Below are 15,314 nucleotides of genomic sequence, written 5' to 3'. Positions count from 1 at the left end.
TGATGGGGCCTGCGGTGATCACTCGTTGGTCGCCGGCGACTTCTCCGCCGCCTGCTGCAGCTTCTTCGACCCCTTGGACGGCTTCGGCGGCGGAGCGGCATTGCCGGTGATCGCGGAATAGGCGGCCTCCGCGCTGCGCCGCGTCAGCAGATCGGCCACGACGATCCCGACGGCCGAGAGCGCGCCCCACGCGACGGCGTCAGACCAGTGCACGTCGGCGTCAGTGGGCTTGCGCGGCGGAGCTTCCGGCCGCGCCGTCTCCCACGCCTTTTCGACGATCTTGCGCGTCGCGATGCCGACCGGGATGCCGATGACGATGCTGATCACCTTGATGCCGATCTTCGCGCCTGCCGCCATCGCGCACTCCTCTCGGGTGGTGCCTGCTCTCGGGTGGTGCCTGCCGGCTTACCTACCCAGCCGCGTGCCGGGCTCACCCTGCGAAGCTAGCGGCATGGCGGGGCCAACGGCGTGACAGGCGGCGACGCGACGGGGGGCGACGCGACGGGGGGCGGCGTGACCGGCGGCGGCGCGACCGGCGGCGGTGCGACCGGAACTTGGGGGGCCGCGCCCGTCGGCGTATGGCCGGGCGACCCGGCGCGGCCGGGCACGCCGGTCGCCCGGACACCCGCGGACGTCGAGGCGCTAGCGGGCGCGGCGAGCGAGCCGCAGCTGCAGGCGCGGGTGAGCGTCTGCATCGCCTGCCCGCGGCTGGTCGCCTGGCGCGAGCAGGTCGCCCGTGAGCGGCGGCGCGCCTTCGCCGATCAGCAGTACTGGGGTCGCCCCGTGCCGTCGTTCGGCGCCCGGACGCCGCGGGTGCTCGTGCTCGGCCTGGCGCCGGCAGCCCACGGCGCCAACCGCACGGGCCGGATGTTCACCGGCGATCGAAGCGGCGACTGGCTCTACGCCGCGTTGCATCGCGTCGGGCTCGCCAGCCAACCGACCTCGACCGTGCTCGACGACGGGCTCGAACTGCGCGGTGCGCGGATCACCGCGCCAGTGCGCTGCGCGCCGCCGGCGAACAAGCCGACGCCGGCAGAGCGGGACGCCTGCCGCCCCTGGCTCGCTCGTGAGCTGGAGCTCGTGTGGCCGCAGCTGCGCGCGGTCGTGGTGCTGGGCGGGTTCGGCTGGGCCGCGCTGTGGCCGGCGCTGCGTGCAGCCGGCGTCGAGCTGCCGCCCCGCGTGCCGGTGTTCGGCCACGGCGTCGAGGTGGAGGTCGCGGGCCGGACGGTGCTCGGCTGCTACCACGTCAGCCAGCAGAACACGTTCACCGGCCGCCTCACCGAGCCGATGCTGGACGGCGTGCTCGCCCGCGCGGCGGAGCTCGCCGGCCTGGTCGGCGGGCCGGATCAGTAGGCGGGCGGGCTCAGTAGGCGCTCGCGGAGGTCCGGCGGGATCGGTTGCTTCTCGCCCGCCGCGTCCGCGTAGACGTAGGTCGTCTCGACTCGACAGCAGGGCCGGCCGCCGGCCCGGACGTCGAAGCGCAACCCGACGCTGGTCGTGCCGACCCGGGTGCACGCGGCGTCCACTTCGACGACGTCGCCCCATCGCGCCGGCCCCGACCAGGTCAACGTCGAGGTCACCAGCCGAACCGACTCGGCGAAGCGTTGCAGATTGAGCTCGGCGCACCAGGCCGCCAACGCCTCGTCACACCACAGCAGGTAGTGGGCGTTGAACACGATGCCCTGCTGGTCGACCTCGGCGTAGCGCACCGGCGCGGACCACGTGCTCACCCGCGCAGTCTGGCACCGGGTCGCGCTCCGCGTCGGCGACAGGCGCGCACCGCGGTTCGGCGAGAATGGGCCCACGCCCCCGTAGCCCAATGGCAGAGGCAGACCCCTTAAAAGGGTTCCAGTGTCGGTTCGAGTCCGACCGGGGGCACGACCTGACTTTCGTTCTCCTGGTTCCGTGCGGTCCGAAACCGGGCCCGAAACGAGCGACACGGAACCAGGAGAAGCGTGGCCGAGGCGCTAGGCGCGCTCGAGGATGACCACCGGGATGTTGCGATCGGTCTTCTTCTGGTACTCGGAGTAGTCCGGCCACACGTCGACCATCGCCTGCCAGCGAGACGGCTTCTCGCTCGGCGAGGCCGTGCGCGCCTTGGCGGCGAACCGGTCGCCCTTGATCTGCACCTCGACGTCGGGGGTTTGCTCGAGGTTCAGGAACCACTCCGGCGGCTCCGGAGCGCCGCCCTTCGACGCCACGATCAGGTAGTCGCCCTCCCACTCGCGGAAGATGAGCGGGTGCACGCGCTCTTGCCCGGACTTGCGGCCCTTCGTGTAGAGCAAGAGGATCGTCGTTCCCTTTTCCCAGTCGTAGCCCTCGCGGCCGTCGGTTTCCTGGTAGCGCTCGACATGCTCCTTGCCGTACAGCGGCATCGCGTGTCGTCCTCTCCCTCGGGTGGGTGATCGGGTGCTGTGGTCGGTTCTACCGGAATACCCTCCCGGCGGCACGCGTTCCGCCAACAGTTGCAGATGCAATCACTTCTAGGAGGACTCCGATGGCTGCCGTCACCGCGGACACCTTGGTTCTGCCCCGCGTCGCCGACGCGGGTCTCGGCGACACCGAGCGGCCCGTGCTGGGCATCTCGACCGGCCCCCAGGGCTTCGAGGGCGAAGGCTTCCCGGTCCGCCGCACGATGGCCGGCATCGATTACCAGCACCTCGACCCGTTCATCATGATGGACCACATGGGCGAGGTGGACTACGCCGCCGGCGAGCCCAAGGGCACCAACTGGCACCCGCACCGCGGCTTCGAGACCGTCACGTATCTGATCGACGGCGAGTTCATCCACCAGGACACCCACGGCGGCGGCGGCGTCATCCACGAAGGGTCCACGCAGTGGATGACCGCGGGCGCCGGCCTGCTGCACATCGAGACCCCGCCGGAGCGACTCGTCGAGCAAGGCGGTCTGTTCAACGGCTTCCAGTTGTGGGTGAACCTGCCGGCCGCGAAGAAGTTCACCACGCCCGCCTACCAGCCGGTCGACGCGAAGGACCTGCTGCTGTTGGCCAGTGCCGACGGCGGCGCGCTGCTGCGGGTGATCGCCGGCGAGGTCGACGGCCACGTGGGCCCGGGCTCGACGCACTCGCCGATCACGATGCTGCACGCGTCGATCGCGCCGGGCGCGCGACTGTCCTTGCCGTGGCAGCCGAGCTATAACGCGCTGGCCTACGTCTTCGCCGGCGCCGGGACGGTCGGGGCGAAGGGCGAGCCGATCCGCGCCGGCCAACTGGCGGTGTTCGGCGCAGGGGACCGAATCACCGTCGCGGCCGAGGCGAGGCAGGACAGCCGGACGAGCTCGCTGGAGGTGCTGCTGCTCGGCGGCGAACCGATCGGCGAGCCGATGGTCCAGTACGGCCCGTTCGTCATGAACACCCGTGCAGAGCTCGTCCAGACGCTCGAGGACTACCAGCAGGGGCGCCTCGGCGTGATCCCGCCGGACGCGATCATGCCGCACGTCTACCGCGGCAGCCGCGACCCGCGGCGGTAGCCCCGAGCGCGACATACTGGCGCGCATGGCAGCCCTCGGTGTGATCTTCCCGCCCAGCCGCCCGCCCGAAGAGCTGCTCGACGTCGCCCGGGCTGCCGACGACGCGGGCGTCGACGAGCTCTGGCTGTGGGAGGACTGCTTCGCCGAGAGCGGCGTCGGCCCGGCCGGCGCCGCGCTCGCCGCCACGACCCGGATCGCGGTGGGCATCGGGCTGCTGCCGGCGCCGCTGCGCAACGTGGCGCTGACCGCGATGGAGCTCGCGACGCTGGCGCGGATGTTCCCGGGACGGCTGCGGCCCGGCATCGGCCACGGGGTGCTCGACTGGATGGGGCAGGCCGGCGTCCGGGCGGCGTCGCCGATGACGTTGCTCGAGGAGCATGCCGTCGCCTTGCGGGCGCTGCTCGCCGGCGCGGCGGTGACGACGGCCGGGCGGTACGTCTCGCTGGACGATGTCCGGCTCGCGTGGCCGCCGGTCGAGGTCCCGCCGCTGCTCATCGGCGCGGTGGGGCCCAAGACGCTCGAGCTCGCCGGCCGGCTCGGCGACGGCGTCATCCTCACCGGTGAGGCGAGCGCCGAAGCCCTGCCGGCAACCCTCGGGCACGTGGCGCGGGGCCGGGCCGCCGGCGACCTGTCCGGGCCGGTCGAGGTCGTCTCGTTCCTCACCGTCGAGGGCGACATGCCTGCGTCGCAGATCGCCGCGGCCGTCGACGCGCTGGCGGCCGCCGGCGCCACGGCGGTGGCGGTGCTGGCCGTCGGCGACGCCTCGCGGCCGCTGACCGACTTCGCGAGGCTGCTCGGGGAGCAGGTGCGTCCGCTGCTGCGCGGCTGAGACACATACGTACCCGCTCAGTCGTCCGTACCCGCTCAGTCGTCGAGGACCTGCCGCAGGAAGATCGACGGATCGCCGAGGAAGTCGCGCCAGTTCTGCACCAGCTCGAGGTCCTCCCACGCGACCCGGCGCAGACCCCACTCGCCCACCTCAAGGATCGTCGCGCCGGGGACGGCGGCCACGATCGGCGAGTGCGTGGCGACGATCGCCTGCCGCGCCGGGCTTTGGCCGATGCGGTGCAGCAGGCCGACGAGCGCGAGGCAGCCGGCGAACGACAACGCGGACTCCGGCTCGTCGAGCACGTATAGCCCGGCGTCGTCGAAGCGGTCGGCGAGGATCTCCAGGAACGACTCGCCGTGCGACATCTCGTGGAATTGCTCGGCCACGATGGCGTCGTCGCTCAACAGCGCGCCAGACGGGTTGCGCTCGCGGTAGGTGAAGAAGCCGTGCATCGTCTCGGCGCGCAGGAAGAATCCCCAGCGCGACGCGCCGATGCCGCGGCGGAGCACGAGGGCGCGGTGCAGCGGCGACTCGGACTCCCGGGTGCTGTGCCTGGCCCCGGTCGAGCCGCCTTCGGGTGCGAGCCCGTATGCCTGGGCGATCGCCTCGACGAGCGTCGACTTGCCCGACCCGTTCTCGCCGACCAGCACGGTCACCCGGTCGAGCGTGAGGCCGTCCGACATCAGCTGCCGGACGGCCGCGATCGTGCCGGGCCAGTGTTCGGGCGTGATGCCGACCGCGGCTTGTCGGTCGAAGCGCACCGCGGTGACGGGCAGCTCGAACACCTCGCCAGCCTGGCAGACGGCGGCGTTCGCTGTGGGCGGACGCCGGTCGGAACAGCCGTGCCGACGCCCGGGTTGAGCAGACAAGACTCAAGAATCGAGGCTGTTCATGTCCGAACCGTTGACCCTGCCGATCCTGTCCGTCCCCGACCTCGTGGTGTTGCCCGGCATGGTCGTGCCGGTCGAGCTCGACGGCGACGCCCGCGCGGTGATCGACGCCGCGCGCGCCGGTTCCGACGGCGAGTTGCTGCTCGCTCCGCGGCTCGCCGACCGTTACCCGGTTTACGGCGTGCTCGCCACGATCGAGCAGGTCGGCCGGTTGCCCGGTGGCGCCGCCGCGGCCGTGCTGCGCGCCGGCCGCCGAGCCCGGATCGGCTCCGGCGTCGCCGGCCCCGGCGCGGCGCTGTGGGTCGAGGCCGAGATCGTCGAGGACGCGCCGGTCACCGATGAGGTGCGCGCCGCGGCAGATGAGTACAAGCAGCTGGTCGTGGCGATCCTGCAACGGCGCAACGCGTGGCAGGTCGTCGACAGCGTGCAGAAGCTGACCGACCCCTCCGAGCTCGCCGACATGGCCGGCTACGCGCCGTACCTCACCGACGAGCAGAAGCGCGAGCTGCTCGAGACGCCGGACGTCGCCATCCGGCTCGAACGCGTCTCCGGCTGGGCACGCGAGCACCTCGCCGAGCTCGAGGTCACCGAGAAGATCCGCGACGACGTACGCGAAGGTATGGACAAGCGGCAGCGCGAGTTCCTGCTGCGCGAGCAGCTCGCCGCCATCCGCAAGGAACTGGGCGAAGGGGAACCCGAGGGGTCCGAGGACTACCGGGCCCGCGTCGAGTCCGCCGACCTGCCGGACAATGTGCGCGAGGCCGCGCTGCGCGAGGTCGGCAAGCTCGAGCGGGCCAGCGAGCAAAGCCCGGAATCCGGCTGGATCCGCACCTGGCTGGACACCGTGCTCGACCTGCCGTGGTCCGAGCGGACCACCGACAACACCGACCTCGCCGGCGCGCGGGACATCCTCGACGCCGATCACCACGGCCTTGACGACGTGAAGGACCGCATCATCGAGTACCTCGCCGTGCGCGCCCGTCGATCGTCTCGCGGGCTGGAGATCATCGGCGGCCGCGGCTCCGGCGCGGTGCTCGCGCTCGTCGGCCCGCCTGGCGTCGGCAAGACCTCGCTCGGCGAGTCGGTCGCCCGCGCTCTCGGGCGCAAATTCGTCCGCGTCGCCCTCGGCGGCGTGCGCGACGAGGCCGAGATCCGCGGGCACCGGCGCACGTACGTCGGCGCGCTGCCCGGCCGGATCGTCCGCGCCATCACCGAGGCCGGCTCGATGAACCCGGTGGTGCTGCTGGACGAGATCGACAAGATCGGCTCCGACTATCGCGGCGACCCGGCCGCCGCGCTGCTCGAGGTGCTGGACCCCGCGCAGAACCACACGTTCCGCGACCACTACCTCGAGGTCGACCTCGACCTCTCGGACGTGCTGTTCCTGGCGACCGCGAACGTCGCCGACACGATCCCGGCGGCGCTGTACGACCGCATGGAGGTCGTGACGCTCGACGGCTACACCGAGGACGACAAGGTCTCGATCGCCCGCACGCATCTGCTGCCCAGGCAGCTGTCGCGAGCCGCGCTCGAGCCGGCGGAGGTCTCGGTCAGCGAGGGCGCGTTGCGTCGGATCGCCGGCGAGCACACCCGCGAGGCCGGCGTGCGCCAGCTCGAGCGGGCGATCGCCCGCGTGCTGCGCAAGGTCGCGACCAGGCTCGCCGCCGACGACGTCACGAACGTCGCGGTGGACGAGGACAACCTCACGGAGTTCCTCGGCCGGCCGCGGTTCCTGCCGGAGTCGGCGGAGCGGACGGCGGTGCCCGGCGTGGCCACCGGGCTGGCGGTGACGGGGGCAGGCGGCGACGTGCTGTTCATCGAGGCCGCGTCCACAGCCGCGACGACCGGTTCCGAGCCACGGCTGACCCTGACTGGGCAGCTCGGTGACGTGATGAAGGAGTCCGCGCACATCGCGCTGAGCTATCTGCGTTCGCACGGCGCCGAGCACGGCGTCGACCCGACGGCCTTCGACCGCGCTGTCCACCTGCACGTGCCGGCCGGCGCGGTGCCGAAGGACGGACCGTCCGCAGGCGTCACGATGGTGACCGCGCTGGCGTCGCTCGCGACCGGACGGCCGGTGCGCTCGGACGTCGGCATGACCGGCGAGGTGACGCTGAACGGACGCGTGCTGCCGATCGGCGGGGTGAAGCAGAAGCTGCTCGCGGCACAGCGGGCCGGGCTGAAGACGATTTTCATCCCGCTGCGCAACGAGCCGGACCTGGACGACGTCCCGGCTGAGGTGCTGGCGGAGCTGGACGTGCGCCCGGTCGGCGACGTCGCAGAGATCCTGGCCGTCGCGCTCGAGGCGGTCGCGTCAGGATCCGCAGCGACGATCGCCGCCTGATCGGCCCGACCCGCTCAGGTTCCTTTGTCAGTGGTCAGTTTTGAGGGCTCAGTGGTCAGCTCGGAGCGACCACTGACGCGCGCAACTGACCACTGACGGGCGCCGGTACCTACTTGAGCTGGGCGGAGGACTTGTTGAGCAGCCGGCGGGCGATGATCAGCTGCTGGATCTGCTGGGTGCCCTCGAAGATGTCCAGAATCTTCGAGTCGCGCGCCCACTTCTCCAGCAGCGAGTCCTCGCTGTAGCCGAGCGTGCCGGCGAGCTCCACGCAGCGCAGCGTGATCTCGGTGCCGACGCGGCCGGCCTTGGCCTTGGCCATCGAGGCCTGCAGCGAGTTCGGCTTGTTGTTGTCGGCCAGCCACGTCGCCTGCAGCGTCAGCAGGTACGCGGCCTCCCAGTCGGCCTCGAGCTGCAGGTACGTCGCGGCGGCCGCGTGCTGCGAGAGCGCCGGCCGGTCGTAGTCGATCTCCACCCCGGCGCGCTTGAGCAGGTCCTCGGTCTCGTCCAACGCCGCCCGTGCGCAGCCGACGGCCATCCCGGCCACCAGGGGACGGGTGTTGTCGAAGGTCTGCATGACGCCGGCGAAGCCCTGGTCGGCCTCGATCTCCGGCGAGCCGAGCAGGTTCTCCGCAGGCACCCGGCAGTCGGTGAAGGTGATCGTCGCGGTGTCCGACGCGCGGATGCCGAGCTTGTGCTCGAGCCGTTCGACGACCATGCCGGGCGTGCCCTTCTCGACTACGAAGGACTTGATCGCGGCCCGGCCCAGCGACCGGTCGAGCGAGGCCCAGACAACCACGGCATCGCACCGGCCGCCGGCTGTCACGTAGATCTTCTCGCCGTTGATGACGTAGTGGTCGCCGTCGCGCACGGCGGTCGTCTTCACGGCTGAGGAGTCCGAGCCGAAGCTCGGCTCGGTGATCGCCATCGATGCCCACACGCCGTTGAAGCGCTCGAGCTGCTCGTCGTTCGCGACCGAGGCGATCGCGGCGTTGCCGAGCCCCTGCCGGGGCATGGACAGCACCATCGCGACGTCGCCCCAACACGCCTCGATGATCGACAGCACGCTGGACATGTTGGTGCCATTGCGGTTGCCGCGGTCGGCGGAGCCGGTCTCGCGCCGCACGCCGCCGGCGCCGGTGTTCGTCTCGCCCGAGGCGTTCATGCCGTCGATGAGCGAGGCAAGCATGTCGAGTTCCTTCGGGTACTCGTGCTCGGCGCGGTCGTACTTGCGCGAGATGGGCCGGAAGATCTCCGTCGACACCTGGTGCGCCTGGTTCACGAGCATGCCGAACTTCTTCGGCGTCTCCAGATTGATGCTCATGTTTGTCCGGGGTCCCTTCGGAATCGTGGAGCGTCTTGTGCGGAGCGATTTCGTGGCGTGGTCAGACCAACACCACGCCTTCCATGACGCCGGCAGCGCGCAGGTCGCGGTACCAGCGCTCAACCGGATGCTCCTTGACGAACCCGTGCCCGCCCAGCAGCTGCACGCCTTTGCTGCCGATCTGCATGCCGTATTCAGCGGTCAGCTTGCGCGCGATGGCGGACTCGCGCGCGTACGACTTGCCCTGCTCGGCGCGGGCCGCCGCGCGCAAGGTGGCGAGCCGCGCGCCCTCGAGTTCGATCGCGATGTCGGCAACCATGAACGCGACGGCCTGGCGGTGGCTGATCGGCTCGCCGAAGGCGACGCGATCGTTGACGTAGGGGATGACGTAGTCGAGCACGGCCTTTCCGGTGCCGCAGGCCAGCGCCGCCCAGCCGATCCGGGACAACCGGATGCACTCGGCGTACACATCGGACGGCTCGTGCTGGCCCGCGTCGCCGAGCAGGGCGCTGGACGGCAGCGCGACGTCGGTCAGCACGAGCCGCCCGGTCGCCGCCGCGCGCAAGCCCATCGCGGGCTCGCTCTCGATCAGCACGCCGGACGTGCCGGACTCGACCAGGAACAGCGCGGGCGACCCCTCGAGGTCGGCGGCGACCACGAAAAGCTCCGCGACCGCCGCCCGCGGGACCAGCGACTTGACGCCGTCGAGCACGAAGCCGTCGCCCCGCCTGCGCGCGGTGGTCTGCAGCGCGAACGGGTCGAACAGCGGCCGCGGCTCGGTGACTGCCAGCGCCGCGGCGGGGACGTCGTCGCCGACGAACGACGGCAGGTAGGTGCTCTGCTGCTCCTCGTTGCCCCACAGGACCAGCGCGTTGCTGACCGCGGCCGGCGCGAGGCAGGCGACCGCGAGCCCCATGTCGCCGTGCGCGAGCGCCTCGGCGACGAGCACGCCGGTGGTGGCCGAGCGCTCCGCGCCCAGACCGCCCAACGCCTCCGGCACGCCGACGAGGGTGACGCCCAGCTCGGCGACCGAGCGTTTCAGGATCTCCGGCGGCGGCTCGCAGGAGTTGTCGGCCTCGGCGGCCAACGGCCGCAGCTGCTCGGCGGCGAATTCGCGGGTCGCCTCGACGATCATCTGCTGCTCATCGCTCGGGGTGAGGTCGAACAGATCGCGGCCCGGCGCATTGGCCGGCCGCTCGGCCCTGTTCCGACGTTGCGCCGCGGCGAAGGTGCGGTTCGCCGCGCCGACCCCGCGAAAGCCCGCCTTGCTGGTCTCGAAGACCGCGCGTTCGATCGGCCCGCGCAGCTTGAGCCGGTCGATCGCGGCGATCCCGGCCAGCCGGTTCAGCGCGGCCAGGCCGAGTCCCATCGCGTCGCGTCCTCGCCGGTTGCGGCCAGACATTCGCACTCCCGAGATGAAGTCAGTGGTACAGCTAGTTTCAGGTAAATCTACTCGGCGGCGGCCGAGGCGCAATTGTCAGTGGCGCGGGCGCCGTGCCGCATCCCGGAACGGATGCGTCGCCCAAGGCGTTCATCGATGCAGAACACTCGAATCGTCCAGGGAGGTCGGCCACCGTGCCCAACCCCGTTCTCAACAACTTCGGCCGGGCCGCAGGCGGAAACAACCAGCCGCCGTCGGCCACCCAGCTGCAGGGGATGTTCGACAAGCCGGCGTACACCGGCCCGCGCCCGAACGAGCGCTACCTGACGCTGGACGACGTCGTCCTGCGCACCGGCGCCATGCTCGCGACGGTCCTCGCGGCCGGCGCGATCGCCTGGGTCGCATTGCCGGACCGGCTCTACCTGCCAGTGGTGATCATCTCGGCGATGGCGGGCCTCGGGCTCGGCTTGTTCATGTCGTTCACCATGCGCGTCAGCGCCGCCACCGCGCTGATCTACTCGGTGTTCGAGGGCGTCCTGCTCGGCGCGATCAGCCACGTGTTCGAGCAGCGTTGGCACGGCATCGTCATCCAGGCCGTCACCGGCACCGTGCTGGTCGCGGCCGGCATGCTGTTCGTGTACAAGATCGGCGCGATCCGGGTGACGCCCAAGTTCACCCGCATCATCGTGGGCGCGACCATCGGCGTCTTCGGGCTCATGATCGTCAACCTGATCGCGTACTTGTTCACGCCGGGCGGGCTGGGCCTGCGCACCGGCGGTCCGCTCGCGATCGTCTTCAGCCTGGTGTGCATCGGGCTGGCCGCGATGAACCTGGTGCTCGACTTCGACATGGTCGAGCAGGGCATCCGCCGTGGCGCGCCGCAGAAGTTCGCCTGGTACGCCAGCTTCGGCATCACGGTGACGCTGATCTGGCTCTACATCGAGATCCTGCGGCTGCTCGGCTACTCCCGCCGATGACGTCCACCGCCAGACGCTGACGTAGCGAGCAAAGGGCCGGACCCCCCAACGGGTCCGGCCCTTTCGGCTGTCCGCGGCGCGCGGCGGCCGGCGTTTCGGCTGTGCTCGCGCCGGCGGAAAGTGTCACAGGTCCGGCCGGACGTTCCCTTCCGGTACCGCTCGCGCCCGGACGGGCCTGTACCTGGTGCAACGAGTCATCCCGCCCGGCGGATACGTCCGAATGGCCCGAAATATTGCCATTCGGCTCAGGTCGTTGCCAGGGTCGCGAATGCGGTCAGGAGAGCCGTTCCACGATCAGCGCCATGCCCTGCCCGCCGCCCACGCACATCGTCTCCAGGCCGAACTGCTTGTCGTGGTGCTGGAGGGAGTTGATGAGCGTCGTGGTGATCCGCGCGCCGGTCATGCCGAACGGATGCCCGACTGCGATCGCCCCGCCGTTGACGTTCAGCCGGTCCGGATCGACGCCGAGATCCCGGTAGGACGGGATGACCTGCGCCGCGAACGCCTCGTTGATCTCGACCAGGTCGATGTCGTCGATCGTCATGCCGGCGTGCTTGAGCGCCTGCCTGGTGGCCTCGACCGGCCCGTAGCCCATGATCTCCGGCGAGAGGCCGGTGACGCCCGTCGACACGATGCGGGCGAGCGGGATCAGGCCGAGCTCGCGGGCCTTCGTGTCGCTGAGGATCACCAGGGCAGCCGCGCCGTCGTTGAGTGCGCAGCAGTTGCCCGCGGTCACCCGGCCGTCCGGTCGGAACACCGGCTTGAGCGCCGCCACGGCCTCGTAGGTGACCCCGGCTCGCGGGCCGTCGTCGCGGCTCACGAGCGTCCCGTCGGCCAGCGTCACCGGGGTGATGTCCTTCGCCCAGAAGCCGTTCGCGATCGCCTGCTCGGCGAGGTTCTGCGAGCGCACGCCGAAGTGGTCCATGTCCTCGCGGCTGACGTCCTTGCTCAGCGCCAGGTTTTCCGCCGTCTGACCCATGGCGATGTAGACGTCGGGCGTCAGGCCGTCCGCGCGCGGGTCGTGCCATTGGGCGGCGCCGGACGCCGCGGTCTTCGCGGTGCGTTGCTCGGCTTCGGCGTAGATCTCGTTGTGCGTGTTGGGCCAGCCGTCGGCGCTGCCGTTCGCGTACCGCGAGACGGTTTCGACGCCGGCGGACACGAACGCGTCGCCTTCGCCGGCTTTGATGGCGTGAAACGCCATCCGGGTGGTCTGCAGCGAGGACGAGCAGTAGCGGTGGACGGTCGTCCCGGGCATGAAGTCGTAGCCGAGCTGCACCGCCACCGCGCGGGCGATGTTGAAGCCGGACTCGCCGGCCGGCGATCCGCAGCCCATCATCAGGTCGTTGATGTCGCGCGGGTCGAGCTGCGGGACTTTGTCCAGCGCCGCGCGCACCATCTGGGCCGCCAGGTCGTCCGGTCGCATCGACACCAGCGAGCCCTTGCCGGCGCGGCCGATCGGCGATCGGGCGGCGGAGACGATGACGGCTTCGGGCATGAGTGCTCCTGGCGACGGTGCCGGCGGCTGAGCGACGGCGGCAGCGATGATCCGACAGCGATGTCGTCGATGGTGCCACCGGGCGATGGGCGAGGTCAGGGCAGGTGCGCCCCGTCGATCGTCGGCAGCGGCACGGCCTGCTCAGGCGACGCGAGCGCCGGACGCCGGGGACGCCGGCGACGCAGCTGGGCGAACGGCCCGCGGCGGCCCTCGGCGCGGCCGAACCGCTCGGCGGCCACGACCTCGGCGCCCGGCCGGGCCACCGCCTGGGCGGCGGCCCTCTCGACCGGCTTGACGCGTCGCGTCGTGAAGGCGCTGGCCGAGCGGGCCCGCGTGCGCAGCCCGAGCGCGTCCAGGCAGGATGGCAGCACCGCCTGCGCGGCCTCGAAGTAGCCGGCCGCGGACGGGTGGAACTGGTCCTCGGCGAAGTACTCCGGGTTCGTGGTGAACAGCGGGCCGAGCAGGTCGCCGAGCGACACCGTCCGTCCGCCGGCCCCGACGACGGCGACCGTCTGCGCGCGGGCGAGGTTGCGCGAGAGCCGCCGGGCGTAGGAGCGCAGCGGTTGGGCGAGCGGCCGCAGCGTGCCGAGGTCGGGACAGGTGCCGACGACGACCTCGGCGCCCAGCTCGCGCAGGCCGTCGACCGCGTCGGCCAGGTAGGGCACGCAGTCGGCCGGCTTCATCCCGCCGGTGACGTCGTTGGCGCCGATCATCATGATGACCAGCTCCGGGCGGTCGCCCCGGGCTGCTCGCAGCGCCTCGACCTGCACGGCGAGGTCGGCGGACTCCGCGCCGACCACCGCGATATTCGACAGGTGCACCGGCCGCCGGGCGGCCTCGGAGATGCCGATGGCGATCTGCGCGCCCGGCGTGTCCAGGTCGCGGTGCACGCCGTAACCGGCCGCGGTGGAGTCGCCGAGCATCGCGATTCGGATCGGCGGGCGGACGCGGCTCACCCCGGCGGCCGCCCAGACGGTGTTGTGCGAGGGCGGCGCGTCGTCGTACGCCTTCGGGATACGCCGCTCGGCGAGCTTCACCTCGCCCCAGATGACCCCCAGGAAGCCGGCGACGCCGGTCACCGCCAAGCCGCCCAGACCGCTGCCGGCCAGCAGGACGGTGCGTTGCAGGCGGCGGCGGGTCACTCTCCGGAGATTATCGCGGCCGCCCGCCGTCGCCGGTCACGCCTTGGTCGGGCGAACTGCGTGGGACGCTGAGGCCATGCGTTATAGCGACTCCCTCGTCGACCTGATCGGCAACACCCCGCTGGTGCGGCTGAGCCGGGTCACCGCCGGCCTCGCTCCGACCGTGCTGGCCAAGATCGAGTACTTCAACCCCGGCGGCTCGGTGAAGGACCGGATCGCCGTGCGGATGATCGACGCCGCGGAACAGTCCGGCGAGCTGGCGCCGGGCGGGACGATCGTCGAGCCGACGTCGGGCAACACCGGAGTCGGGCTCGCCATCGTCGCCCAACAGCGCGGTTACCACTGCGTGTTCGTCTGCCCGGACAAGGTGAGCAAGGACAAGGTCGACACCCTGCGGGCCTACGGCGCCGAGGTCGTCGTCTGCCCGACCGCGGTGGCCCCCGAGGACCCGCGCTCGTACTACTCCGTCTCCGACCGGCTCGCCCGGGAACGCCCGGGCGGCTGGAAGCCCAACCAGTACGCGAACGTCAACAACCCGCGCTCGCACTACGAGACGACCGGCCCGGAGATCTGGGCGCAGACCGAAGGCCGGATCACGCACTTCGTCGCCGGCGTCGGCACCGGCGGCACGGTCAGCGGCACCGGGCGGTACCTCAAGGAGCAGGGCCCGGTGCGGATCGTCGGCGCCGACCCGGAGGGCTCGGTCTACAGCGGCGGCACCGGCCGGCCGTACCTCGTCGAAGGGGTCGGCGAGGACTTCTGGCCGGAGACCTACGACCGGACAATCTGCGACGAGATCGTGGCGGTGTCCGACGCGGCGTCCTTCCAGATGACCCGCCGGCTCGCCCGCGAGGAGGGGATGCTCGTCGGCGGATCGTGCGGGATGGCCGTGGTCGCGGCGTTGGAGGTGGCGGCGACCGGCGGCCCGGACGACGTGATCGTCGTGCTGCTGCCCGACGGCGGCCGGGGCTACCTGTCCAAGATCTTCAACGACGGCTGGATGGCGGACTACGGCTTCGTCGGCTCGGCCGGCCAGATCTCCGTCGCCGACGTGCTGCGCTCGAAATCGGGGGACACTCCGTCGCTGGTGCACGGCCACCCGAACGAGACGGTGCGCGAGGCGATCGACATCCTGCGCGAGTACGGGGTCTCGCAGATGCCGGTGGTGCGCGCCGAGCCGCCGGTGACCGCGGGCGAGGTCGTCGGGTCGGTGTCCGAGCGGGCGCTGCTCGAGGCGCTGTTCGCCGGTTCCGCCTCGCTGGCCGATGCCCTCGAGCCGCACATGTCCGAGCCGCTGCCGATCATCGGCTCCGGCGAGCCGGTGAGCGCGGCGGTGGCCGCGCTCGGCTCGGCCGACGCGCTGCTCGTGCACGTGGACGGCAAGCCCGCCGGCGTGCTGACCCGCCAGGACCTGCTCGGCCACCTGGCGTCCGCCTGAGCCGGGG

14 protein-coding genes and 1 tRNA gene are annotated in these 15,314 nt (G+C 71.6%); 7 read left to right on the top strand and 8 right to left on the bottom strand.

Translation table 11 applies throughout. From position 1 onward, the window contains the following. Window positions 1-18: 18 nt before the first annotated feature. Complete coding sequence (locus ACFFBG_RS07255; protein WP_375477123.1) at window positions 19-357, bottom strand: DUF4235 domain-containing protein; 339 nt, start codon at window positions 355-357, stop codon at window positions 19-21. Between the two features lie 156 nt (window positions 358-513). On the opposite strand from ACFFBG_RS07255, the gene ACFFBG_RS07250 reads away from it, so the two are divergent. Next, window positions 514-1,353: a uracil-DNA glycosylase gene (locus ACFFBG_RS07250; protein WP_375477240.1), complete on the top strand. Its 840-nt coding sequence runs from the start codon at window positions 514-516 to the stop codon at window positions 1,351-1,353. On the opposite strand, the gene ACFFBG_RS07245 is transcribed toward ACFFBG_RS07250, so the two are convergent. Next, window positions 1,347-1,730 (bottom strand): acyl-CoA thioesterase, encoded by a 384-nt coding sequence (locus ACFFBG_RS07245; RefSeq protein WP_375477121.1) that lies wholly within the window; start codon window positions 1,728-1,730, stop codon window positions 1,347-1,349. The two genes, ACFFBG_RS07250 and ACFFBG_RS07245, sit on opposite strands and share 7 nt — an antisense overlap. 75 nt (window positions 1,731-1,805) lie before the next feature. Between ACFFBG_RS07245 and ACFFBG_RS07240 the strand changes: the two genes are divergently transcribed. Continuing rightward, window positions 1,806-1,878, top strand: a tRNA-Leu gene (locus ACFFBG_RS07240). An 89-nt stretch (window positions 1,879-1,967) separates the two neighbouring features. Here ACFFBG_RS07240 and ACFFBG_RS07235 read toward each other — a convergent pair. After that, on the bottom strand, window positions 1,968-2,375 hold the full coding sequence (locus ACFFBG_RS07235; protein ID WP_375477119.1) for a nitroreductase family deazaflavin-dependent oxidoreductase: 408 nt from the start codon (window positions 2,373-2,375) through the stop codon (window positions 1,968-1,970). Window positions 2,376-2,497: 122 nt separating this feature from the next. Here ACFFBG_RS07235 and ACFFBG_RS07230 point away from each other — a divergent pair, with 122 nt between their 5' ends. Beyond that, window positions 2,498-3,490: a pirin family protein gene (locus ACFFBG_RS07230; protein ID WP_375477117.1), complete on the top strand. Its 993-nt coding sequence runs from the start codon at window positions 2,498-2,500 to the stop codon at window positions 3,488-3,490. Window positions 3,491-3,515: 25 nt separating this feature from the next. After that, window positions 3,516-4,319, top strand: coding sequence for an LLM class flavin-dependent oxidoreductase (locus ACFFBG_RS07225; protein WP_375477115.1), 804 nt, complete (start codon window positions 3,516-3,518; stop codon window positions 4,317-4,319). Window positions 4,320-4,354: 35 nt separating this feature from the next. Here ACFFBG_RS07225 and ACFFBG_RS07220 read toward each other — a convergent pair whose 3' ends face one another. Next, complete coding sequence (locus tag ACFFBG_RS07220; RefSeq protein ID WP_375477238.1) at window positions 4,355-5,095, bottom strand: AAA family ATPase; 741 nt, start codon at window positions 5,093-5,095, stop codon at window positions 4,355-4,357. Window positions 5,096-5,210: 115 nt separating this feature from the next. Between ACFFBG_RS07220 and lon the strand changes: the two genes are divergently transcribed. Beyond that, window positions 5,211-7,553 carry an endopeptidase La gene (lon, locus tag ACFFBG_RS07215; protein WP_375477113.1) on the top strand — a complete coding sequence of 781 codons (2,343 nt, stop codon included), beginning with the start codon at window positions 5,211-5,213 and terminating at the stop codon, window positions 7,551-7,553. 109 nt (window positions 7,554-7,662) lie between these two features. On the opposite strand, the gene ACFFBG_RS07210 is transcribed toward lon, so the two are convergent. Both ACFFBG_RS07210 and ACFFBG_RS07205 read right to left on the bottom strand, forming a co-directional pair. Continuing rightward, on the bottom strand, window positions 7,663-8,874 hold the full coding sequence (locus ACFFBG_RS07210) for an acyl-CoA dehydrogenase family protein (RefSeq protein ID WP_375477111.1): 1,212 nt from the start codon (window positions 8,872-8,874) through the stop codon (window positions 7,663-7,665). Window positions 8,875-8,935: 61 nt separating this feature from the next. Beyond that, on the bottom strand, window positions 8,936-10,243 hold the full coding sequence (locus ACFFBG_RS07205; RefSeq protein WP_375477109.1) for an acyl-CoA dehydrogenase family protein: 1,308 nt from the start codon (window positions 10,241-10,243) through the stop codon (window positions 8,936-8,938). A gap of 206 nt (window positions 10,244-10,449) precedes the next feature. Between ACFFBG_RS07205 and ACFFBG_RS07200 the strand changes: the two genes are divergently transcribed. Beyond that, entirely contained in the window at window positions 10,450-11,232 is a 783-nt protein-coding gene (locus ACFFBG_RS07200; RefSeq protein ID WP_375477107.1) for a Bax inhibitor-1/YccA family protein, read from the top strand. A 274-nt stretch (window positions 11,233-11,506) separates the two neighbouring features. Here ACFFBG_RS07200 and ACFFBG_RS07195 read toward each other — a convergent pair whose 3' ends face one another. Then, complete coding sequence (locus ACFFBG_RS07195) at window positions 11,507-12,727, bottom strand: acetyl-CoA C-acetyltransferase (protein ID WP_375477105.1); 1,221 nt, start codon at window positions 12,725-12,727, stop codon at window positions 11,507-11,509. Between the two features lie 95 nt (window positions 12,728-12,822). Then, window positions 12,823-13,869 carry an SGNH/GDSL hydrolase family protein gene (locus ACFFBG_RS07190; protein WP_375477103.1) on the bottom strand — a complete coding sequence of 349 codons (1,047 nt, stop codon included), beginning with the start codon at window positions 13,867-13,869 and terminating at the stop codon, window positions 12,823-12,825. Window positions 13,870-13,945: 76 nt separating this feature from the next. Here ACFFBG_RS07190 and ACFFBG_RS07185 point away from each other — a divergent pair, with 76 nt between their 5' ends. Beyond that, window positions 13,946-15,307 carry a cystathionine beta-synthase gene (locus ACFFBG_RS07185; RefSeq protein ID WP_375477101.1) on the top strand — a complete coding sequence of 454 codons (1,362 nt, stop codon included), beginning with the start codon at window positions 13,946-13,948 and terminating at the stop codon, window positions 15,305-15,307. Window positions 15,308-15,314 lie beyond the last annotated feature (7 nt).

The organism is uncultured Jatrophihabitans sp., from assembly GCF_964251945.1.
In the GTDB taxonomy this organism is placed as follows: Bacteria; Actinomycetota; Actinomycetes; order Mycobacteriales; family Jatrophihabitantaceae; genus Jatrophihabitans.
This window is presented reverse-complemented; position numbering and strand designations above follow the sequence as displayed.